The sequence below is a fragment of the Hydrogenobacter sp. T-8 genome, from assembly GCF_011006175.1.
GTDB lineage: Bacteria > Aquificota > Aquificia > Aquificales > Aquificaceae > Pampinifervens > Pampinifervens florentissimum.
This window is the reverse complement of sequence record NZ_CP048795.1, coordinates 359,299-373,634: the sequence shown is the minus strand read 5'-3', so window position 1 is coordinate 373,634 and position 14,336 is coordinate 359,299. Positions and strand designations below refer to the sequence as shown.

Genomic DNA, 14,336 nt, shown 5'->3' with positions numbered 1-14,336 from the left:
GTAAGGCATGCCACCGAAGGAGGCTAAGTTTCTTGTGGTTGACGACATGAGCACTATGAGAAAGATAATAAGGACAATACTTAACCAGCTTGGTTATACAAACGTGGAGGAGGCAGAGAACGGAAAAGAAGCTCTATCAAAGTTACGAAGTGGAGGCTTTGACTTTGTGCTTCTTGACTGGAATATGCCGGAGATGGATGGTCTTGAGACTTTAAAGCAGATAAGGGCGGACGATAAACTTAAAGGAATACCCGTAATAATGGTTACCGCAGAGGCAAAAAAGGAGAACGTGCTTGCAGCAATTCAAGCTGGAGCAAACAACTATGTGGTCAAACCCTTTACACCAGAGACCTTGAAGGAAAAGATAGAGAAGGTTTGGACTGCTATCAAAGGAGGGTAGAGGATGTTTTGGAAAAAAGAAAAGGAAGAAGAAGAGTTGAGGGCTGAACTGGAGAGGCTCAAAAGAATAAAAGCCCTCTATGAGCTTGCACTCAACAATATCTCTGAAGGTGTAAGGATAGAGCTTGATGGGGAGATTCTTTTTGAAAGAAGACCAGAGGGTGAGGAAGTAAAAATCTCTGAGAATGTTAGCATATTTAGAAAAGTAGAAAAGGTGGAGGAATCAGAAGAAATTCCACCGCCAAACCTCATGGAAATATTTAAGCCTATTCTTGAAAGAGCTAAATATATAAGGGAAAACTTTGAGGAAAGTCTCAAAGAGTTTGAGGATGTTTATAGAACCCTTATAAATGGGCTTGAGCTTATAGGATATATGTTCAAAAAACTGGAAGAAGAAACTCAGGACATGCATAACATGAAAAAGCTGACAGACGAGCTCAGGGAAAAATCCAAATACATAGAAAACATAACGAGGATAATAGAGGGTATATCAGAACAGACCAATCTCCTTGCCCTCAATGCATCAATAGAGGCGGCAAGAGCTGGAGAGCAAGGAAGAGGCTTTGCGGTAGTTGCGGATGAAGTTCGTAGGCTAGCCCAGAAATCCATGGAATCTGCAAAAGACATAAGTAGAAACCTTAAGGAAATAAGAGATGGAATAAGGAACATAGCGGAAAAGATAGAGGTTGGTCTTGAGGATATAAAGTCCCTCAAGGATACCTCAGACGATACTCGGACCATATTGGAAATAATAGAGGACAGGCTTAAGGCTGTAAAGGAAATCTATGAGGAACTTATGGGAAAAATGAAGGAATATATGGAAGAGCTTGAAAAAAACATTGAGGAGGTAAGTTATGGAAAAGGTAGAATCCATGGAAAGACTCTTGGGGCAGATGGAGAAGATAAGGGAGCTTTCTGACAACCTCACACGCATTGCAAAACAGACCAATCTTCTCGCACTTAATGCGGTTATTGAAGCGGCAAGGGTAGGAGAGATGGGTAAGGGCTTTTCCGTTGTTGCTGCCGAGTTCAGAAAGCTTGCGGAAATCTCCAATAAGATAGCTGGAGAAATGAAGGCTGTGGTAAGGGAATTAGAAAATGAGGTGTTGGACATGAAGAAGGAGGGTTAAACATGGACACCTATGCGATGCCTGAGGTTTTGAGGACTGGGGCGAACGAGCTTGAGATAGTTAATTTCAGGGTATACGAAGACAGACCTGAAGGTCTCTATCAGTGGATACTGGGTGTTAACGTGGCAAAGGTGAGGGAAGTTTTAAGACTTCCTCAGATAACTAGAGTGCCAAACATGCCAGAGTTTTTGGAAGGAATGGCTGAGGTAAGAGGAGAGCTTATACCGGTGGTCAGCTTGGCAAGATGGATGGGTATACCTGAACCTCCAGAGCGGAGAAAGTATCTGCTTCATCTTGAATTCCTCAGAGAGAAGGTTGGTGTTATAGTGCATGACGCCAAGAGGATAATGCGTATATCTTGGGCGGACATAAAAAAGCCTCCAGAGATTTTGAATATAAAGCTTGGTGGTAGAATAACGGGAGTTGTGGATACGGAAGAAGGAATGCTTCTCATACTTGACTTTGAGGGCATATTGCACGATATGGGTATTCTTAAGATATTTGGAGAAATGGAGGCAAAAGAATTGGCTCAAAAAGAAACGATGCACTACACCGTTCTTCTTGCTGAGGATTCTGCTGTGGCAAGGAAAATAATAAGCGACACATTAGAAAGTGCTGGACACACTATCATAGCTTGTGAGGATGGTCTTGAAGCGTGGGAAAAACTCAATGAACTTCTTGAAAGGGCAAAGGCGGAAAACAAGAACATAAAGGACTTTGTGCAGGTTGTGTTTACAGATATTGAAATGCCACGCATGGATGGTCTAACCCTTACTAAAAAAATAAAAGAGACGCCCGGTCTTATGCACCTGCCAGTTATAGTGAATACAACGCTTTCCGATGAGGCGAACAAACAAAAGGCAATGAGCGTGGGTGCGGACGCTTACCTTGTCAAGTTTGATGCAAAGGAAATGCTTGAGCTTGTTGATAAAGCAGGAGGTGGCAAGCTATGATACCAGAAGAAATGAGGGAGATATTTGAAGAGTTTGTTGTGGAAGCTAAGGAGCATCTTGATAATCTTGAACAGATACTTTTAGAACTGGAAAAAGACCCTGAGAATTCAGACTTAATAAACTCAGCTTTCAGAAGTATGCATACCATAAAGGGAGGTGCTGGCTTTCTTGGTCTTTCCGCAATAGTGGAAACCGCACACAAGGCGGAAGATGTGCTCGGTAAAATCAGAAGCGGTGAACTTTCTTTTAGCCGAGAAATAGGCGATGCAATCCTCAAAGCTATTGACTTTATAAGGGAATCCTTTTTCCTTTACTCAAGGAATGAAGAAGTCAGTATAGACCAGTCTCTTATCCACATGCTTTCCACAATACTGCAAGGTGGAAGGATTGCTTCAGAAAAAGAGAAGAAACCATCCCTTGAAGAGCTACTTGATAAGTATGGTCTTTCCCATCTTAAGGGTAAAAGCATAGAAGAAATACTTGAAGAACTTGTCCTTATGCCTCCAGATAAAAGACCGGAGGAGCTTATAGATTTAATAGATAATCTCATTAAGAAAACTACACCACCGGCAGAGATATCAAGAGAAATAGAAGAAGAGGCAGACAAAATTATGATGTTGTATGCGGAAGGAAGATTCCTTGAAGAAAATATGGAAGAGCCCTCTACACCAGAAGTCCAAAGTCCCGCAAAAGAGGAGAAGGTAGAAGAAGAAAAGTCTCGTGAAAGGAAAGAAGGTAAAAAAGAGGAAGAGGTGGAGAGGGTCCTGCGTATAGATGTGCAAAAGATAGAGAACCTTATGAACCTTGTAGGTGAGCTGGTACTTGAAAGGAACAGACTTTTAAAAACTATCCAATCTCTATCTGAAGAATACCAGTCAAGGGCTGTTGAAGAATTAGAAACAGTTGTTTCTTCCGTTGACCGTATAGTGGGCGATTTACAGCTTGCGGTCATGAAAACAAGAATGCAACCTGTAAAAAAGCTCTTTCAAAAGTTTCCAAGAGTGGTAAGGGACCTTTCAAGGCTCTTAGGAAAAGAAGTCCAGCTTATAATGGAGGGAGAAGATACGGAGATGGACAAATCTCTAATAGAGAAACTTGAAGAACCACTTATACATCTTCTTAGAAACAGCATTGACCATGGTATAGAACCAGTAGAGGAAAGGGAGAGATTAGGGAAACAAAAAGTAGGGCAATTAAAGCTCAAAGCCTACTATCAAGGGGACAGGGTTTTTATATCTGTTGAGGACGACGGAAGGGGCATAGATGTGCAGAAGGTAAAAAGAAAGGCTATAGAGAAAGGCATAATAACACCAGAAAGAGCAGAGAAGATGACAGAGAAAGAGCTTCTGTCTCTTATATTCAGTCCAGGCTTTTCTACCGCAGACAGGGTTTCCGAGGTCTCCGGCAGAGGCGTGGGTATGGATGTGGTTATGAACACCGTTATAAACTTCAGAGGAACGGTAGATGTTTGGAGCGAAAGGGGTAAGGGGACAAGGGTGGTTATGAGCTTCCCGCTCACCGTAGGCATCATAAAATCCCTTCTTGTTAGTATCGGTGGAAGACTCTTCTCCATTCCCATATACTCCGTGCTTGAAATAGTGAGTGGTGATGATGCAATGGTTTCCCATGTGTCCGGAGAGGATGTGCTTATACTTAGAGAAAGCACAATACCCCTTTTTAGCCTTGGAGAGATACTCGGTATACATATGAACAAAATAGGCTACATAGTGGTCTGTTTGATAGGTAATAGGAGGGTTGCTCTTGCTGTTGAAGATATGCTCGGAGATGAAGAGGTGGTTATAAAACCACTTGGTAAGGTTTTTGGAGACATAGAAGGCATCTCTGGAGCTACAATCACAGGAGACGGTAGCATAGTGCTAATCCTTGACCCTGTGGGTTTAATAAGGAGAACTGTAGGAGTATTTTAGGAGGTTTTATATGAGATGGAGCAGTCTTGATAAGGTTCAGTATGCTAACATAACCTCTATACTTCTTTTTGCTATAGCTCTTGGTGTGGAGTTTTACAAATACGGCTTTGAACCCATAAGGGTCCTAAACATTGCCAACTTCTTACTTGCTTGGGTTATCTTTGTAAGCGTAAGGCATGCAAAAAACACCATACACCGTATAGCCCTTCTCTTAGAAACCGCATCAAGGGGAAAGCTGGATGATAGGATTGTTCTTCTAAAGGACGAGGGTGAGCTGAAAAGAATGGCGAAAAACCTTAACTATTTCCTTGACGTGGTAGAAACCTTCCTAAGAGAGATAAGAACTCCTATAGAGTACGCAGCACAGGGTAAGTTTTTCAGACCTGTGGTGGATACAGGTTTTCCGGGACTATTTAAGCAAACCGCTCAAGCTCTCAAAAAACCTCTACATGACATGAAGGAAGATGCAGAGCTAAAGAAGAGGATAGAGCTTAATGCCCAACTGGGTCAGCTTGGTGGTGGTATTGCTTCAAGTCTTGAGGTTATATACAAAGACCTTCTTAGGAGCGTGGAAAAGGCAAAAAGCATAAGCATAGAAAGCCAGAAAACCTCAGAGCTTTCCAAGAAAGGAGTCGAATTGCTTGAAGGTGTTTCAAAGAGTTTTGTGGATGTGGTAAAAAGCGTTGAAGAGGAAAACAAGAGTATAACAACTCTTTCAGAAAGGGCTAAGAATGTGGTGGGTATAATAGAACTTATAAGGGAGGTGGCAGAGCAGACAAATCTTCTTGCCCTAAACGCAGCAATAGAGGCGGCAAGGGCTGGGGAGCAGGGAAGAGGCTTTGCGGTTGTTGCGGATGAGGTTCGTAGACTTGCGGAAAGAACCCAGAAGGCAACAGAAGAGGTAGCTCATATACTCACAAGTATACAAGAGGAAGTGAGAGCTACACTGGAAAAGTCGGTGCAGGTGGTGAGGAATGTAAAGGAATCTTCGGAAAATGTGGACTCATTAAGAAAAGTAATGGAGACCTTTAGCAGGAGTGCGGATGAAACATCAAAACACGCGAGCCTTATAGAGGATGTTCTTAATATAACCGCCTATAAACTTGACCTTATAATCTTCAAGCATAACGCATATTTCTGTATATACAACCTTGTGGATACAGGTTTTTATAAAGACAGTAAAAATTGCACCTTTGCTCATTGGTATTATGGATATGGCATGGAAAGGTTTGGAGATTATACAGAATACAGGAAGGTTGAAGGCTATCATGATAGCTTCCACCAACATATTGAAAAAGTCCTCGAGGTGCTGAAAAAGGAAAACCCAGCGGAAGAGCTTATAAGAAGAAGGGATGAAATACTCCATGAGTTTAACGGGGTTGAAGACGGTCTTTCCAAAATATTCAATGAGTTTGATAATTTAATAAAAAATCTTGAAGGGAGGTAGAAGCATGGAAAGACCAACCCCGATAAACAAAGAAAGGGAAGTGCCAGAAGACAGGTTTTTGGTCTCCAAGACAGACCCAAGGGGCGTAATAACTTACGCCAATGAAGTATTCTGCGAGGTAGCGGGCTACACTGAAGAAGAGCTTGTAGGCAAGCCCCACAACATCATAAGACACCCCGATATGCCTCGCATAGTCTTCAAGCTCCTTTGGGATACCATAAAGCAAGGCAAGGAATTCTGGGGCTATGTGAAGAACATGGCAAAAGATGGCTCTTACTACTGGGTATACGCCCATGTCACACCCTCTTGGGATGAAAGTGGAACAAATATAATCGGTTATCAGAGCGACAGAAGGAGGGCGAATAAAGAAGCGGTTAGGAAGGTAGAGGAGATATACAAGAAACTACTTGAAGCGGAGAGGTCTGGTGGCATGCAGGCTAGTGAGAGGCTTCTTCAGGAAGTTCTGAAAGGCATGCCCTATGAAGAATGGATATGGACACTTTGGAGGGAATAAACATGAGAAAGGAAATGGAAAGGCTAAAAACCTTTTTGAAGGATGTTTTGGAAGGGAAGGAAGTGGAATTGCCAAACCTTGGGCTTGGTATTGAGGAGGAGCTAAGAGCTATAGCTCAGCGTCTTAAAGACTTAGAAGAAAAGTGCTATGAGGATGAGGAGATACTGTCTCAAAAGTTAAAAAAGGAAAAGGAGCTGGAGGAGGAAAACAAAAGGCTCAAGGAGGAAAAGGCTCAAGTGGAGGAGTTTTTCAAAGAAGCTTGCAGGGTGCTACACCAAGCGGTCAGGGGGTATTTGGAGGATAGGGTGTATATGCCAAAGGCTCAGGGCAAGCTTAGGGGGACCGTTAGAGAGTTTAACTACTTTATAGACATTGTAGAGTGTTTTCTTAGGGAGATAGTTTATGCGGTAGAATACGCCCAGCAAGGTAAATTTTTCAGAAGGCTTGTTTCATCAGGCTTTCCGGGGATATTTAAGACTACAGCGGATAGGATACAAAAAGCTATAGAAGGAATAGAGAAAAGTTATATGCTTGCAGAGATGTTTGAAATGGTGGAGGAATTCGGCAATTTGGGTAATGGTATAGACTATAACCTTGAAATTCTTAAAAAGGACTTTTATAAGGCTGGAGAAGAGGTGGAAACCATAAGGCGTATGATGGAAGAGGTTGTAAGGTCTTCGGAGGATACGGTAGAAAGTATGAAGTCTACACTGCAAGAAGTAGAGAGTCTTAAAAGCCTTTCAGAAGATACCAGCATGGTGATCAACTCCCTTGTAGAGAAAAGCATGAGGGTTACCGCAGTTATAAACCTTATAAGGGACATAGCGGAGCAGACAAACCTCCTTGCTCTAAACGCAGCAATAGAGGCGGCGAGGGCTGGAGAGGCGGGGAGAGGTTTTGCAGTTGTTGCGGACGAAGTTCGTAGGCTTGCAGAAAAGACAGCCCAAAGCACCACACAGGTGAGAGAGGTTATAAACACCATAGTTACAGATGTGAAAGCCATTTCTAAAGATATCATCGACACATACAAAAACATAACCAGCAACACAAAGGATTTTCAGAGAAGTTTCTCCACCATAATGAACATACTCAACCTAACAGCCAATACTGCAAAGCACACCCTCGAAATGCTCAAAGATGCCTGGGATCAAGTGCTAAGCATAAGGGATATGAAAAAGGATGACCGTGTATTCTCTGACTACATCAACATCGTTCAACGCATTATAGACCATGCTAACTTTATGAAAAATGTTACCGACAGCGTAGTTTACAAGAGGTTTGAGTTCTTAGCGGACCATACTCAGTGTGCTTTGGGTAAATGGTATTATTCTACGGGTCTTGAGGACATGAAAAGATACGGTGATGAATGTGTGAACCTTTTTAAGGCTATAGAAGAGCCACACATTAAGTATCACAGGGATGGCAATCATATTATCCAGCTCATGAGAGAAGGAAAGCTTGAAGAGGCAATAAACAAACTTATGGATTATGTTGTTGACTCTCAACAGATAATAGACAGAATACAAGCCCTTGCTGAGTGTATAAGGAGGTATGCCCATGGCTGACTTAGTGCCTGTGGTAAAGGAGAAGGGTCTTCAGAGAGTAAGCAAGTTCTTTGAATTTTTGGGCTTTTATCTTGAGAGTGAGCTTTTTGGTGTTCCTCTGAAGGAGGTGGTGGAAATATCAAAGCTCCTACCCATAGTGCCTGTTCCCTTTTCTTCTCCACTTATCTTAGGTGTTATAAACATAAGAGGAGAGATACTCCCCGTTATTGACCTCAAAACCATACTAAGACTCAGAAGGGAAAGGGAAGGAGATAGAGTTGTGTTGGTGGAAAGCCATAAGGGAAAGGTAGGAATTCTTGTGGATGAAGTGGTGGGTGTGATAAGGATTGAAGAGGAAAGACTTGAGCCAAACCCCATGTCTGGAAGGTATAGCGAATACATACGAAACGTCGCCCAACTACCCCAAGGACTAATAAGCATTATTGAGTTTGACCGCGTGGTGGATAGCATATGAAGACCTTTTATTTTAGGGTATTTGACTACATATACAGAAAAAGGCTTGAGCTTTTTCAGTCCCTCTTCTATGACCTTTATAGAAGCTTTGATGGGAAGCATGAAGAGTTTTTAAAGACATGGTTTGAATCTTACATGATAAAAAAGCTCTTCAAGTATTTCCCTATAGAGGATGTGATTACATATTATCCACAGTTTGCCCTAAGAAAGAGGAGTCTTGTAGCTTCCTATGTAAAAACCTACTGGCGTTTTTGCCAAAAGCCAAACCTGTATCCAGCAAAAATAAGAGAATCCATGGAGTTCTTCGGGCTTAATAGCTTAAATGAGCAAGAACTTAAACGAGCATACAGGAAACTTGTAAAACTGAACCACCCAGATAAGGCAGAAGACAAAAGGGTCGCACACAAGAAAATGCTCCTTATAAACTACCACTATCAGGTGCTCATTGGCTATATAAGGAGGTTCAACAATGCTTAAGAAGTTGAGCGTCAGAAAGAAGGTTATGCTTCTTTTCTTATTTCCTTTTCTTGTAACCACACTCTTTGCTACCCTTTCTGCCTACTTTATAGTCCTCCGACCCTTCCTCCATGTAAGGCATGCGGAGAGCATCATTGACCTCCAAAAGGCAATACTCGAGGTAGTTTACCAAGTGCAAAAGGAGAGGGGTTTAACTGTTAGCTTTTTGACGCACGCTGGCACAAAGTTTGGCGACCAGCTCAAAAAACAAAGGGCGGAAACTGACCAGGCGATAGAAAAACTACCACAGGAATTCAAAAACAGGCTTCTGCCCCTAAAGGATGCAAGAGATATGAGCGATAAAATTGAGATAACACCCGGGGATGCTTTTAATCTTTATAGCAACATGGTGGAGAGCCTCTTAATAGCCCTTAAGGAAGAGATAAGGAAAGTGGACAATGCTAAGCTATTTAGACTTCTCGAAAGCAGTGTGCTTTTGGCTTATATACAGGAAAGTGCAGAAAAAGAAAGAGCTATACTTGTGAGCGTATTTACAAAGGATGTGCTTGAGCCCTCAGACAGAGACATATGGTATAGGGCGATTACCAATCAGGAGTCCTATCTTAGAGTTTTCTCTGACATAGCACCAAGCAAAGCGGTTGAGATGTATGCACAAAGGGTGAAGGATAGTGAGGTAGAAAAGTTTAGACAACTAATAAGGGAGAAGGTGGACTTTTTTGGGGTTAACCCAGATGAGTGGTTTAAGGTGTCTACGGAGAGGATAGACCAAATGTCGGAGGTAGGAGAGTTCCTCGTAAGTTTAGCAAAGCAAGAGGTCAAGTCTATGAAAACATCCGCTATTGAGGGCTTTTTCCTTTTAACACTTCTTGGCCTTCCGCCGCTGCTTATCTCCCTTTTATTGGCCCTTTTCATAATAAGGGGGTTGTCAGGCAGTGTAAGAGAGTTAGAGACGGTAATAAGGGAAGTTGTGGAGAGGGGGAATTTTAGGAAAAGGCTTGAGGTGAAAAGTCAGGATGAGTTTGGGAAAATGGCACAAAACCTAAATATGCTTTTGTCCTCAATTAACAATGTGGTAGATGAGATTAGAGAGGTTATGGCATCCGCCTCTGAAGGAGACTTCTCCAAAAGGATAACCTCAGACCAGAAGGGGGATTTGCTGGTAATAAAAGAGAAGATAAACAAGGTTATGGAAGTCATGGAGTTTCTTGTGGATTCTTTGCTATCGGTGGCTAACGCATCGGTTGAAGTTAGCAAAGCCATGGAAATGGTGGAGGAAGGCACAAGAAAACAGACTGAAGCTATAGGAAGAATGGCAACCGCTATAGAAGAGATAAGTTCTGCTCTCGGAGAGACCTCAAACAGCACAGAGCTAGCCTTCCAGTCCGCTAATGAAACCTCAAACTTTGTTGAAGAATCCTCAAGGCTTATGGAGGACTTTAGCAGCTCCATGAAAAGGGTAAGAGAGGGAGGAGAGAGAATAAGGCATGTAGCTGGTGCAATTCAAGATATTGCGGAACAGGTAAACCTTCTTGCCCTCAACGCTGCAATAGAGGCAGCGAGAGCCGGAGAACAAGGAAGAGGCTTTGCGGTTGTTGCGGACGAGGTTCGTAGGCTTGCGGAGCAGGTGGGTAAGATGGCAAGCTCTGTAAGTCAGACGGTTCAAGAGGTTGTCTCCATCATAGAAGAAGGCTACAGGAATACGGATGTTGTCCGTAAGGATTTTGAAAGTATAAGGGAGGCAGTAGGAAGAATAAGGGAAATGCTTCATAGGATAGCTGCAAGCATGGAAGAGACTTCTGCAGGTATGGGAGAAATATCCCGTAACATGGAAAGTCTCAAGGAGATAAGCAATAACAATGCGTCCGCTTCTGAAGAAGTCCTCTCAAAAATGGTGGAGCTGACAAAAAGGGTGGAGGAGACCACGAAGAAGGTAGAAGAATTAAGAGGCTAATGGAATTTTCTGAGGTCTTAAAGCTCATAGAAAAAAGAATAGGCATTGCCCTTTCTGGAACCAGGTTAAATAGATTAAAGAAACTATACGAGGGTAATAGGGAGATATTTGTAGGCATTGAGGGTAAGGATATAAAAGAAGATAGTTGGCAGAGGATAATAGATGCAATTAGTGTACAGGAAACATATTTTTACAGAGATAAGGAAGTTTTTGAGTGCATAAGGGATTCTATATTTCCCGAAATTTTTAAAAGGCTCGAAGAGGGCGTAAAGATATGGTCCGCAGGATGTGCAACCGGTGAGGAAGTTTATACTATCGCCATGCTTGCGGTAGAATACCTCACCTCGCTTGGCTACATCGCCCATACACTTAAAGGTAAGCTAACAATCATTGGAACTGACATATCTCTAAATGCACTTCAAATTGCCACGAAAGGAATATATAAGGATATTCCTATGGGATCCTTTAGAAACACGCCCCGCAGCCTGTTTAAATACTTTGACTTAAAGGATGGAAACAATTACCATGTAAAAGAGGAAATAAAGAACCTTGTGGAATTTCACCTGCATAATCTGATGGACGAACCCCCAATTAAGGACGTGGACTTGGTAGTTTGCAGGAATGTGCTTATATACTTCAGCGATGAAGCGAGAAAAAAGGTGTATGATAATCTAATAAAGGCTATGAGGAAGGGAGGCTTTCTGATTATGGGTCCTTTGGACAACCCTGACGGGAAAATTGAGAGGCGATTTTGTGGAAGGCTTTCATATTTTTATAAGCCATGGATAGAGTGAGAGTTCTTTTGGTTGATGACTCCAAATTCATAAGAATGGCATTGAGAAAGGTTCTTGAAGAAGTAAAGGATGTGGAGGTGGTGGGAGAAGCAAGGGATGGAGAAGAGGCGGTAAGGCTTGCCCTTGAACTAAAGCCTGACATAATAACCATGGATATAGTTATGCCAAAGATGGATGGAGTAAGGGCTATAAAGGAAATAAAAAGGCATATGGATGTTCCCATAATAGTCATAAGTGACCATACCACTGAAGGAGCAAAGATAACCTTTGAAGCCCTTGAGGCTGGAGCGGTTGACTTTATCTCAAAGGGTTCTGCAAAATTAAAGTTTGACTTTTCAAAGGTTGCTGAAGAGCTTGTAGATAAGCTAAGGCTTTACACAAGGAAAAAGTCTGAGAGAAAGCCCTTTTCTCCACAGGCTTTAAAGGTTCAAGAAACAAAAACCCAAAGTGCGGTGGATATTGTGGGTATTGGTGTTTCAACTGGTGGACCAAAGGTTTTGCCTGTTTTAATAAAGAACATGGGAAGACTTCCTGTTCCCGTGGTTATAGCTCAACACATGCCTCCTACCTTCACAAAGGGGCTTGCGGAGTGGCTTTCAAAGGAAACCCATCTAAGGGTAGAAGAGGGTTACGATGGGATGAAGCTTGAAGGGGAGCTTTTCGTAGTTATCCCAGGAGGAAAGAATGGTTCTTTGGAAAGGAAAAATGAGTCTTTTATACTCAGAGTTCATGAAGAACCTCAAACAATAGTAAAACCCTCTGCTGATGTGCTTTTCAAAAGCATGGCGGAAAAGGCGAAAAGTCCAGTAGCTCTTATACTTACAGGCATGGGAAATGATGGCACAGAGGGGGCAAAGAAGTTTAAGGAAAAGGGATTTACCGTAATAGTTCAAGAGCCCTCCACATGCGTCGTATGCGGAATGCCATGCTCCGCCATAGAAGCTGGTGCATATACTTATATTATGCCTGTGGAAGAAATGGGAAAGAAGGTAAGAGAGCTATGTGGAGGTTTACGCCATGAAGTATGTAGCTAAATATTTCCTGCTAATACTTTTAACTCCCTTACTTGTATTTTCTGCAGAAGCCATACCCTTCTTGAAGCCTTCCTTTCTTAATCTGAAAGAAGACTTTGAGGAAGCAAAGAAGGAAAACAAGTTTCTTTTTATAATGTTCCATCAGGAGGGGTGTCCCTTCTGCGATAAGATGAGGAGGGTGACCTTTCAAGACAGGAGAGTTCAGGAGTATTTCACAAAGTATTTCTACATGTTGGAAATAGATATAAAAGGTGCTAATGAATTGGTGGACCTTGATGGGAAAAAGCTCACAGAGAGGCAGTTTTCTCTAAAGCACGGTGTTAGACTGACTCCAGTCTTTATGTTTTTTGACCAAGAGGGTAAGGTGGTGGCAAAGGTGCCGGGTTATATAGAACCTCAGGAGTTTATCCTTATAGGCAGGTATGTGGTGGAAGGGCATTACAGAAATAAAAACTTGGTGCAGTTCTTAAGAGAAAACAAAGGGAGATGATATTTCTTGCCATCCTTCTTTTCTTCGGTATGTCTTTCTCTCAGGAGATAATAACCCTTGATTACAAAAAGGTGTATGAACTCGCACTCAAAAACAACAAGGAGCTTCAGAGACTAAGACATCAGATAAATGCTCTTGAGATAGACTATCAGCTTGCACAAAAGTATTACCTACCCATAGTCTACGCAGGTGCTTCACTTCTTTATGACCTTGATAAAAAGGATACAAAGTTAGATGCCAACCTTACGGTAGTAAGCACTCTGTATGAGTTCCAGCGGACTAAGTCAAGGATAGAGCTTTCAAGGATAAGGAGAGATACCGCACAGCTGATGCTAAGACAACTCCACATAGACCTACAGCTTAGGATAATAAGGCTCTTTGCAGAAGCTCAGCTATACAAGAAACTTAGCGAGGTAAAGAGAGAGGAGATGGCTATAGCCTATGTGCGTTTTGATAGGGCAAGGGAAAGGAAAGAGCTGGGTCTTGCCACAGACCATGAAGTCCTTAGGCTTGAAAGCGTCTACAGAGAAAAAAGGTCAGAGCTATTCTATGCACAGCACATGTATAATCACACCCTTCTTCAAATAAAGGAGCTTGCTGGCATACCCTACGAAGCCATAATACAGGTTGAAGACCTGCCAACAAGAGAGGTAGATAGGCTAATAAAACCCTTCCCAGAGCTTTTAAAAGAAGCCCTTGAGAAAAACACGAGCCTAAGAATAAAAGACCTTGAGGTTAAAAGCTACGAGGAGGATATAAAAGTTGTAAGGCAAGTAATATCTCCAAGGCTCAGCCTGAGGATATCCACAGATAAAAGCGGTCTTGAGCTTTCCACACCCATTTATGATGCAGGCAGACAATACAAGGTTGATTACTTGGCTTCTCTAAAAAGGTCAGCCCAGTCAGAAAGGGAAGGCATTGAGGCAAGCCTGAGGCTAATGTTCTTCTCCGCACCCTACGAATGGGAATACCTAAGGGCTAAGCTCACAGAGGCTATAGTAAAAGACCGCTTTGCGGAGGAAAATCTAACCTTGAGAAGGTCTGAGTATGAGCTGGAGCTTGCCTTTGACCTTGGCTATGCCATGGCAGAGAAAAGCGAGGCGGAAAGACAGCTCATGGAAGCTCGGTATAAGCTTATTCTCTTGTGGGCAAAGCTCCTTAGTCTTGCTGGTCGTGAACCCTTTGAGGCTCTGGAGTAATA

Annotated in this window: 14 protein-coding genes and 1 pseudogene; all 15 read left to right on the top strand. The window is 42.4% G+C overall.

From position 1 onward, the window contains the following. Nucleotides 1-7 precede the first annotated feature (7 nt). A complete protein-coding gene (gene cheY, locus G3M65_RS02125; RefSeq protein ID WP_173832925.1) occupies nt 8-400 on the top strand; it encodes a chemotaxis response regulator CheY in 393 nt (130 codons plus the stop codon). A gap of 3 nt (nt 401-403) precedes the next feature. Next, nucleotides 404-1,318, top strand: a complete 915-nt coding sequence (locus G3M65_RS10620; protein ID WP_173832924.1) for a methyl-accepting chemotaxis protein — start codon at nt 404-406, stop codon at nt 1,316-1,318. After that, entirely contained in the window at nt 1,254-1,529 is a 276-nt protein-coding gene (locus G3M65_RS02115) for a methyl-accepting chemotaxis protein (protein WP_173832923.1), read from the top strand. Before G3M65_RS10620 ends, G3M65_RS02115 begins: the two co-directional genes overlap by 65 nt. 2 nt (nt 1,530-1,531) lie before the next feature. Then, on the top strand, nt 1,532-2,482 hold the full coding sequence (locus G3M65_RS02110) for a chemotaxis protein (RefSeq protein WP_173832922.1): 951 nt from the start codon (nt 1,532-1,534) through the stop codon (nt 2,480-2,482). After that, the gene (locus tag G3M65_RS02105; RefSeq protein ID WP_173832921.1) at nt 2,479-4,410 is read left to right on the top strand and encodes a chemotaxis protein CheA; all 1,932 of its coding nucleotides are present in this window, start codon (nt 2,479-2,481) and stop codon (nt 4,408-4,410) included. The genes G3M65_RS02110 and G3M65_RS02105 overlap by 4 nt, the downstream gene beginning before the upstream one ends. Nucleotides 4,411-5,146: 736 nt before the next feature. Then, nucleotides 5,147-5,410 (top strand): annotated as a pseudogene (locus G3M65_RS10650) (methyl-accepting chemotaxis protein); the annotation flags it as partial. 451 nt (nt 5,411-5,861) lie between these two features. Next, nucleotides 5,862-6,371, top strand: coding sequence for a PAS domain-containing protein (locus G3M65_RS02095; protein ID WP_173832919.1), 510 nt, complete (start codon nt 5,862-5,864; stop codon nt 6,369-6,371). Between the two features lie 2 nt (nt 6,372-6,373). After that, complete coding sequence (locus G3M65_RS10615; RefSeq protein ID WP_305793578.1) at nt 6,374-7,936, top strand: methyl-accepting chemotaxis protein; 1,563 nt, start codon at nt 6,374-6,376, stop codon at nt 7,934-7,936. Then, complete coding sequence (locus tag G3M65_RS02085) at nt 7,929-8,390, top strand: chemotaxis protein CheW (protein ID WP_173832917.1); 462 nt, start codon at nt 7,929-7,931, stop codon at nt 8,388-8,390. The genes G3M65_RS10615 and G3M65_RS02085 overlap by 8 nt, the downstream gene beginning before the upstream one ends. Next, nucleotides 8,387-8,866, top strand: a complete 480-nt coding sequence (locus G3M65_RS10495; protein WP_254426292.1) for a J domain-containing protein — start codon at nt 8,387-8,389, stop codon at nt 8,864-8,866. Before G3M65_RS02085 ends, G3M65_RS10495 begins: the two co-directional genes overlap by 4 nt. Next, on the top strand, nt 8,859-10,817 hold the full coding sequence (locus G3M65_RS02075; protein ID WP_173832916.1) for a methyl-accepting chemotaxis protein: 1,959 nt from the start codon (nt 8,859-8,861) through the stop codon (nt 10,815-10,817). The genes G3M65_RS10495 and G3M65_RS02075 overlap by 8 nt, the downstream gene beginning before the upstream one ends. Further along, entirely contained in the window at nt 10,817-11,611 is a 795-nt protein-coding gene (locus G3M65_RS02070; RefSeq protein ID WP_173832915.1) for a CheR family methyltransferase, read from the top strand. Before G3M65_RS02075 ends, G3M65_RS02070 begins: the two co-directional genes overlap by 1 nt. After that, a complete protein-coding gene (gene cheB / locus G3M65_RS02065; protein ID WP_173832914.1) occupies nt 11,599-12,645 on the top strand; it encodes a chemotaxis-specific protein-glutamate methyltransferase CheB in 1,047 nt (348 codons plus the stop codon). Before G3M65_RS02070 ends, cheB begins: the two co-directional genes overlap by 13 nt. Then, nucleotides 12,629-13,135 (top strand): thioredoxin family protein, encoded by a 507-nt coding sequence (locus G3M65_RS02060; RefSeq protein WP_173832913.1) that lies wholly within the window; start codon nt 12,629-12,631, stop codon nt 13,133-13,135. The genes cheB and G3M65_RS02060 overlap by 17 nt, the downstream gene beginning before the upstream one ends. Continuing rightward, nucleotides 13,132-14,334 (top strand): TolC family protein, encoded by a 1,203-nt coding sequence (locus tag G3M65_RS02055; RefSeq protein ID WP_173832912.1) that lies wholly within the window; start codon nt 13,132-13,134, stop codon nt 14,332-14,334. The genes G3M65_RS02060 and G3M65_RS02055 overlap by 4 nt, the downstream gene beginning before the upstream one ends. Nucleotides 14,335-14,336: the final 2 nt, after the last annotated feature.

Excerpts from the sequence above, each read along its gene's own strand:
- G3M65_RS02105 (WP_173832921.1), top strand. The coding sequence starts at position 2,479 with ATGATACCAGAAGAAATGAGGGAGATATTTGAAGAGTTTGTTGTGGAA.
- G3M65_RS02115 (WP_173832923.1), top strand. The coding sequence starts at position 1,254 with ATGGAAAAGGTAGAATCCATGGAAAGACTCTTGGGGCAGATGGAGAAG.
- G3M65_RS02070 (WP_173832915.1), top strand. The coding sequence starts at position 10,817 with ATGGAATTTTCTGAGGTCTTAAAGCTCATAGAAAAAAGAATAGGCATT.
- G3M65_RS02110 (WP_173832922.1), top strand. The coding sequence starts at position 1,532 with ATGGACACCTATGCGATGCCTGAGGTTTTGAGGACTGGGGCGAACGAG.
- G3M65_RS02075 (WP_173832916.1), top strand. The coding sequence starts at position 8,859 with ATGCTTAAGAAGTTGAGCGTCAGAAAGAAGGTTATGCTTCTTTTCTTA.
- G3M65_RS02085 (WP_173832917.1), top strand. The coding sequence starts at position 7,929 with ATGGCTGACTTAGTGCCTGTGGTAAAGGAGAAGGGTCTTCAGAGAGTA.
- G3M65_RS10615 (WP_305793578.1), top strand. The coding sequence starts at position 6,374 with ATGAGAAAGGAAATGGAAAGGCTAAAAACCTTTTTGAAGGATGTTTTG.
- G3M65_RS02060 (WP_173832913.1), top strand. The coding sequence starts at position 12,629 with ATGAAGTATGTAGCTAAATATTTCCTGCTAATACTTTTAACTCCCTTA.
- G3M65_RS02055 (WP_173832912.1), top strand. The coding sequence starts at position 13,132 with ATGATATTTCTTGCCATCCTTCTTTTCTTCGGTATGTCTTTCTCTCAG.
- G3M65_RS10620 (WP_173832924.1), top strand. The coding sequence starts at position 404 with ATGTTTTGGAAAAAAGAAAAGGAAGAAGAAGAGTTGAGGGCTGAACTG.
- G3M65_RS10495 (WP_254426292.1), top strand. The coding sequence starts at position 8,387 with ATGAAGACCTTTTATTTTAGGGTATTTGACTACATATACAGAAAAAGG.
- cheB (WP_173832914.1), top strand. The coding sequence starts at position 11,599 with ATGGATAGAGTGAGAGTTCTTTTGGTTGATGACTCCAAATTCATAAGA.
- G3M65_RS02095 (WP_173832919.1), top strand. The coding sequence starts at position 5,862 with ATGGAAAGACCAACCCCGATAAACAAAGAAAGGGAAGTGCCAGAAGAC.
- cheY (WP_173832925.1), top strand. The coding sequence starts at position 8 with ATGCCACCGAAGGAGGCTAAGTTTCTTGTGGTTGACGACATGAGCACT.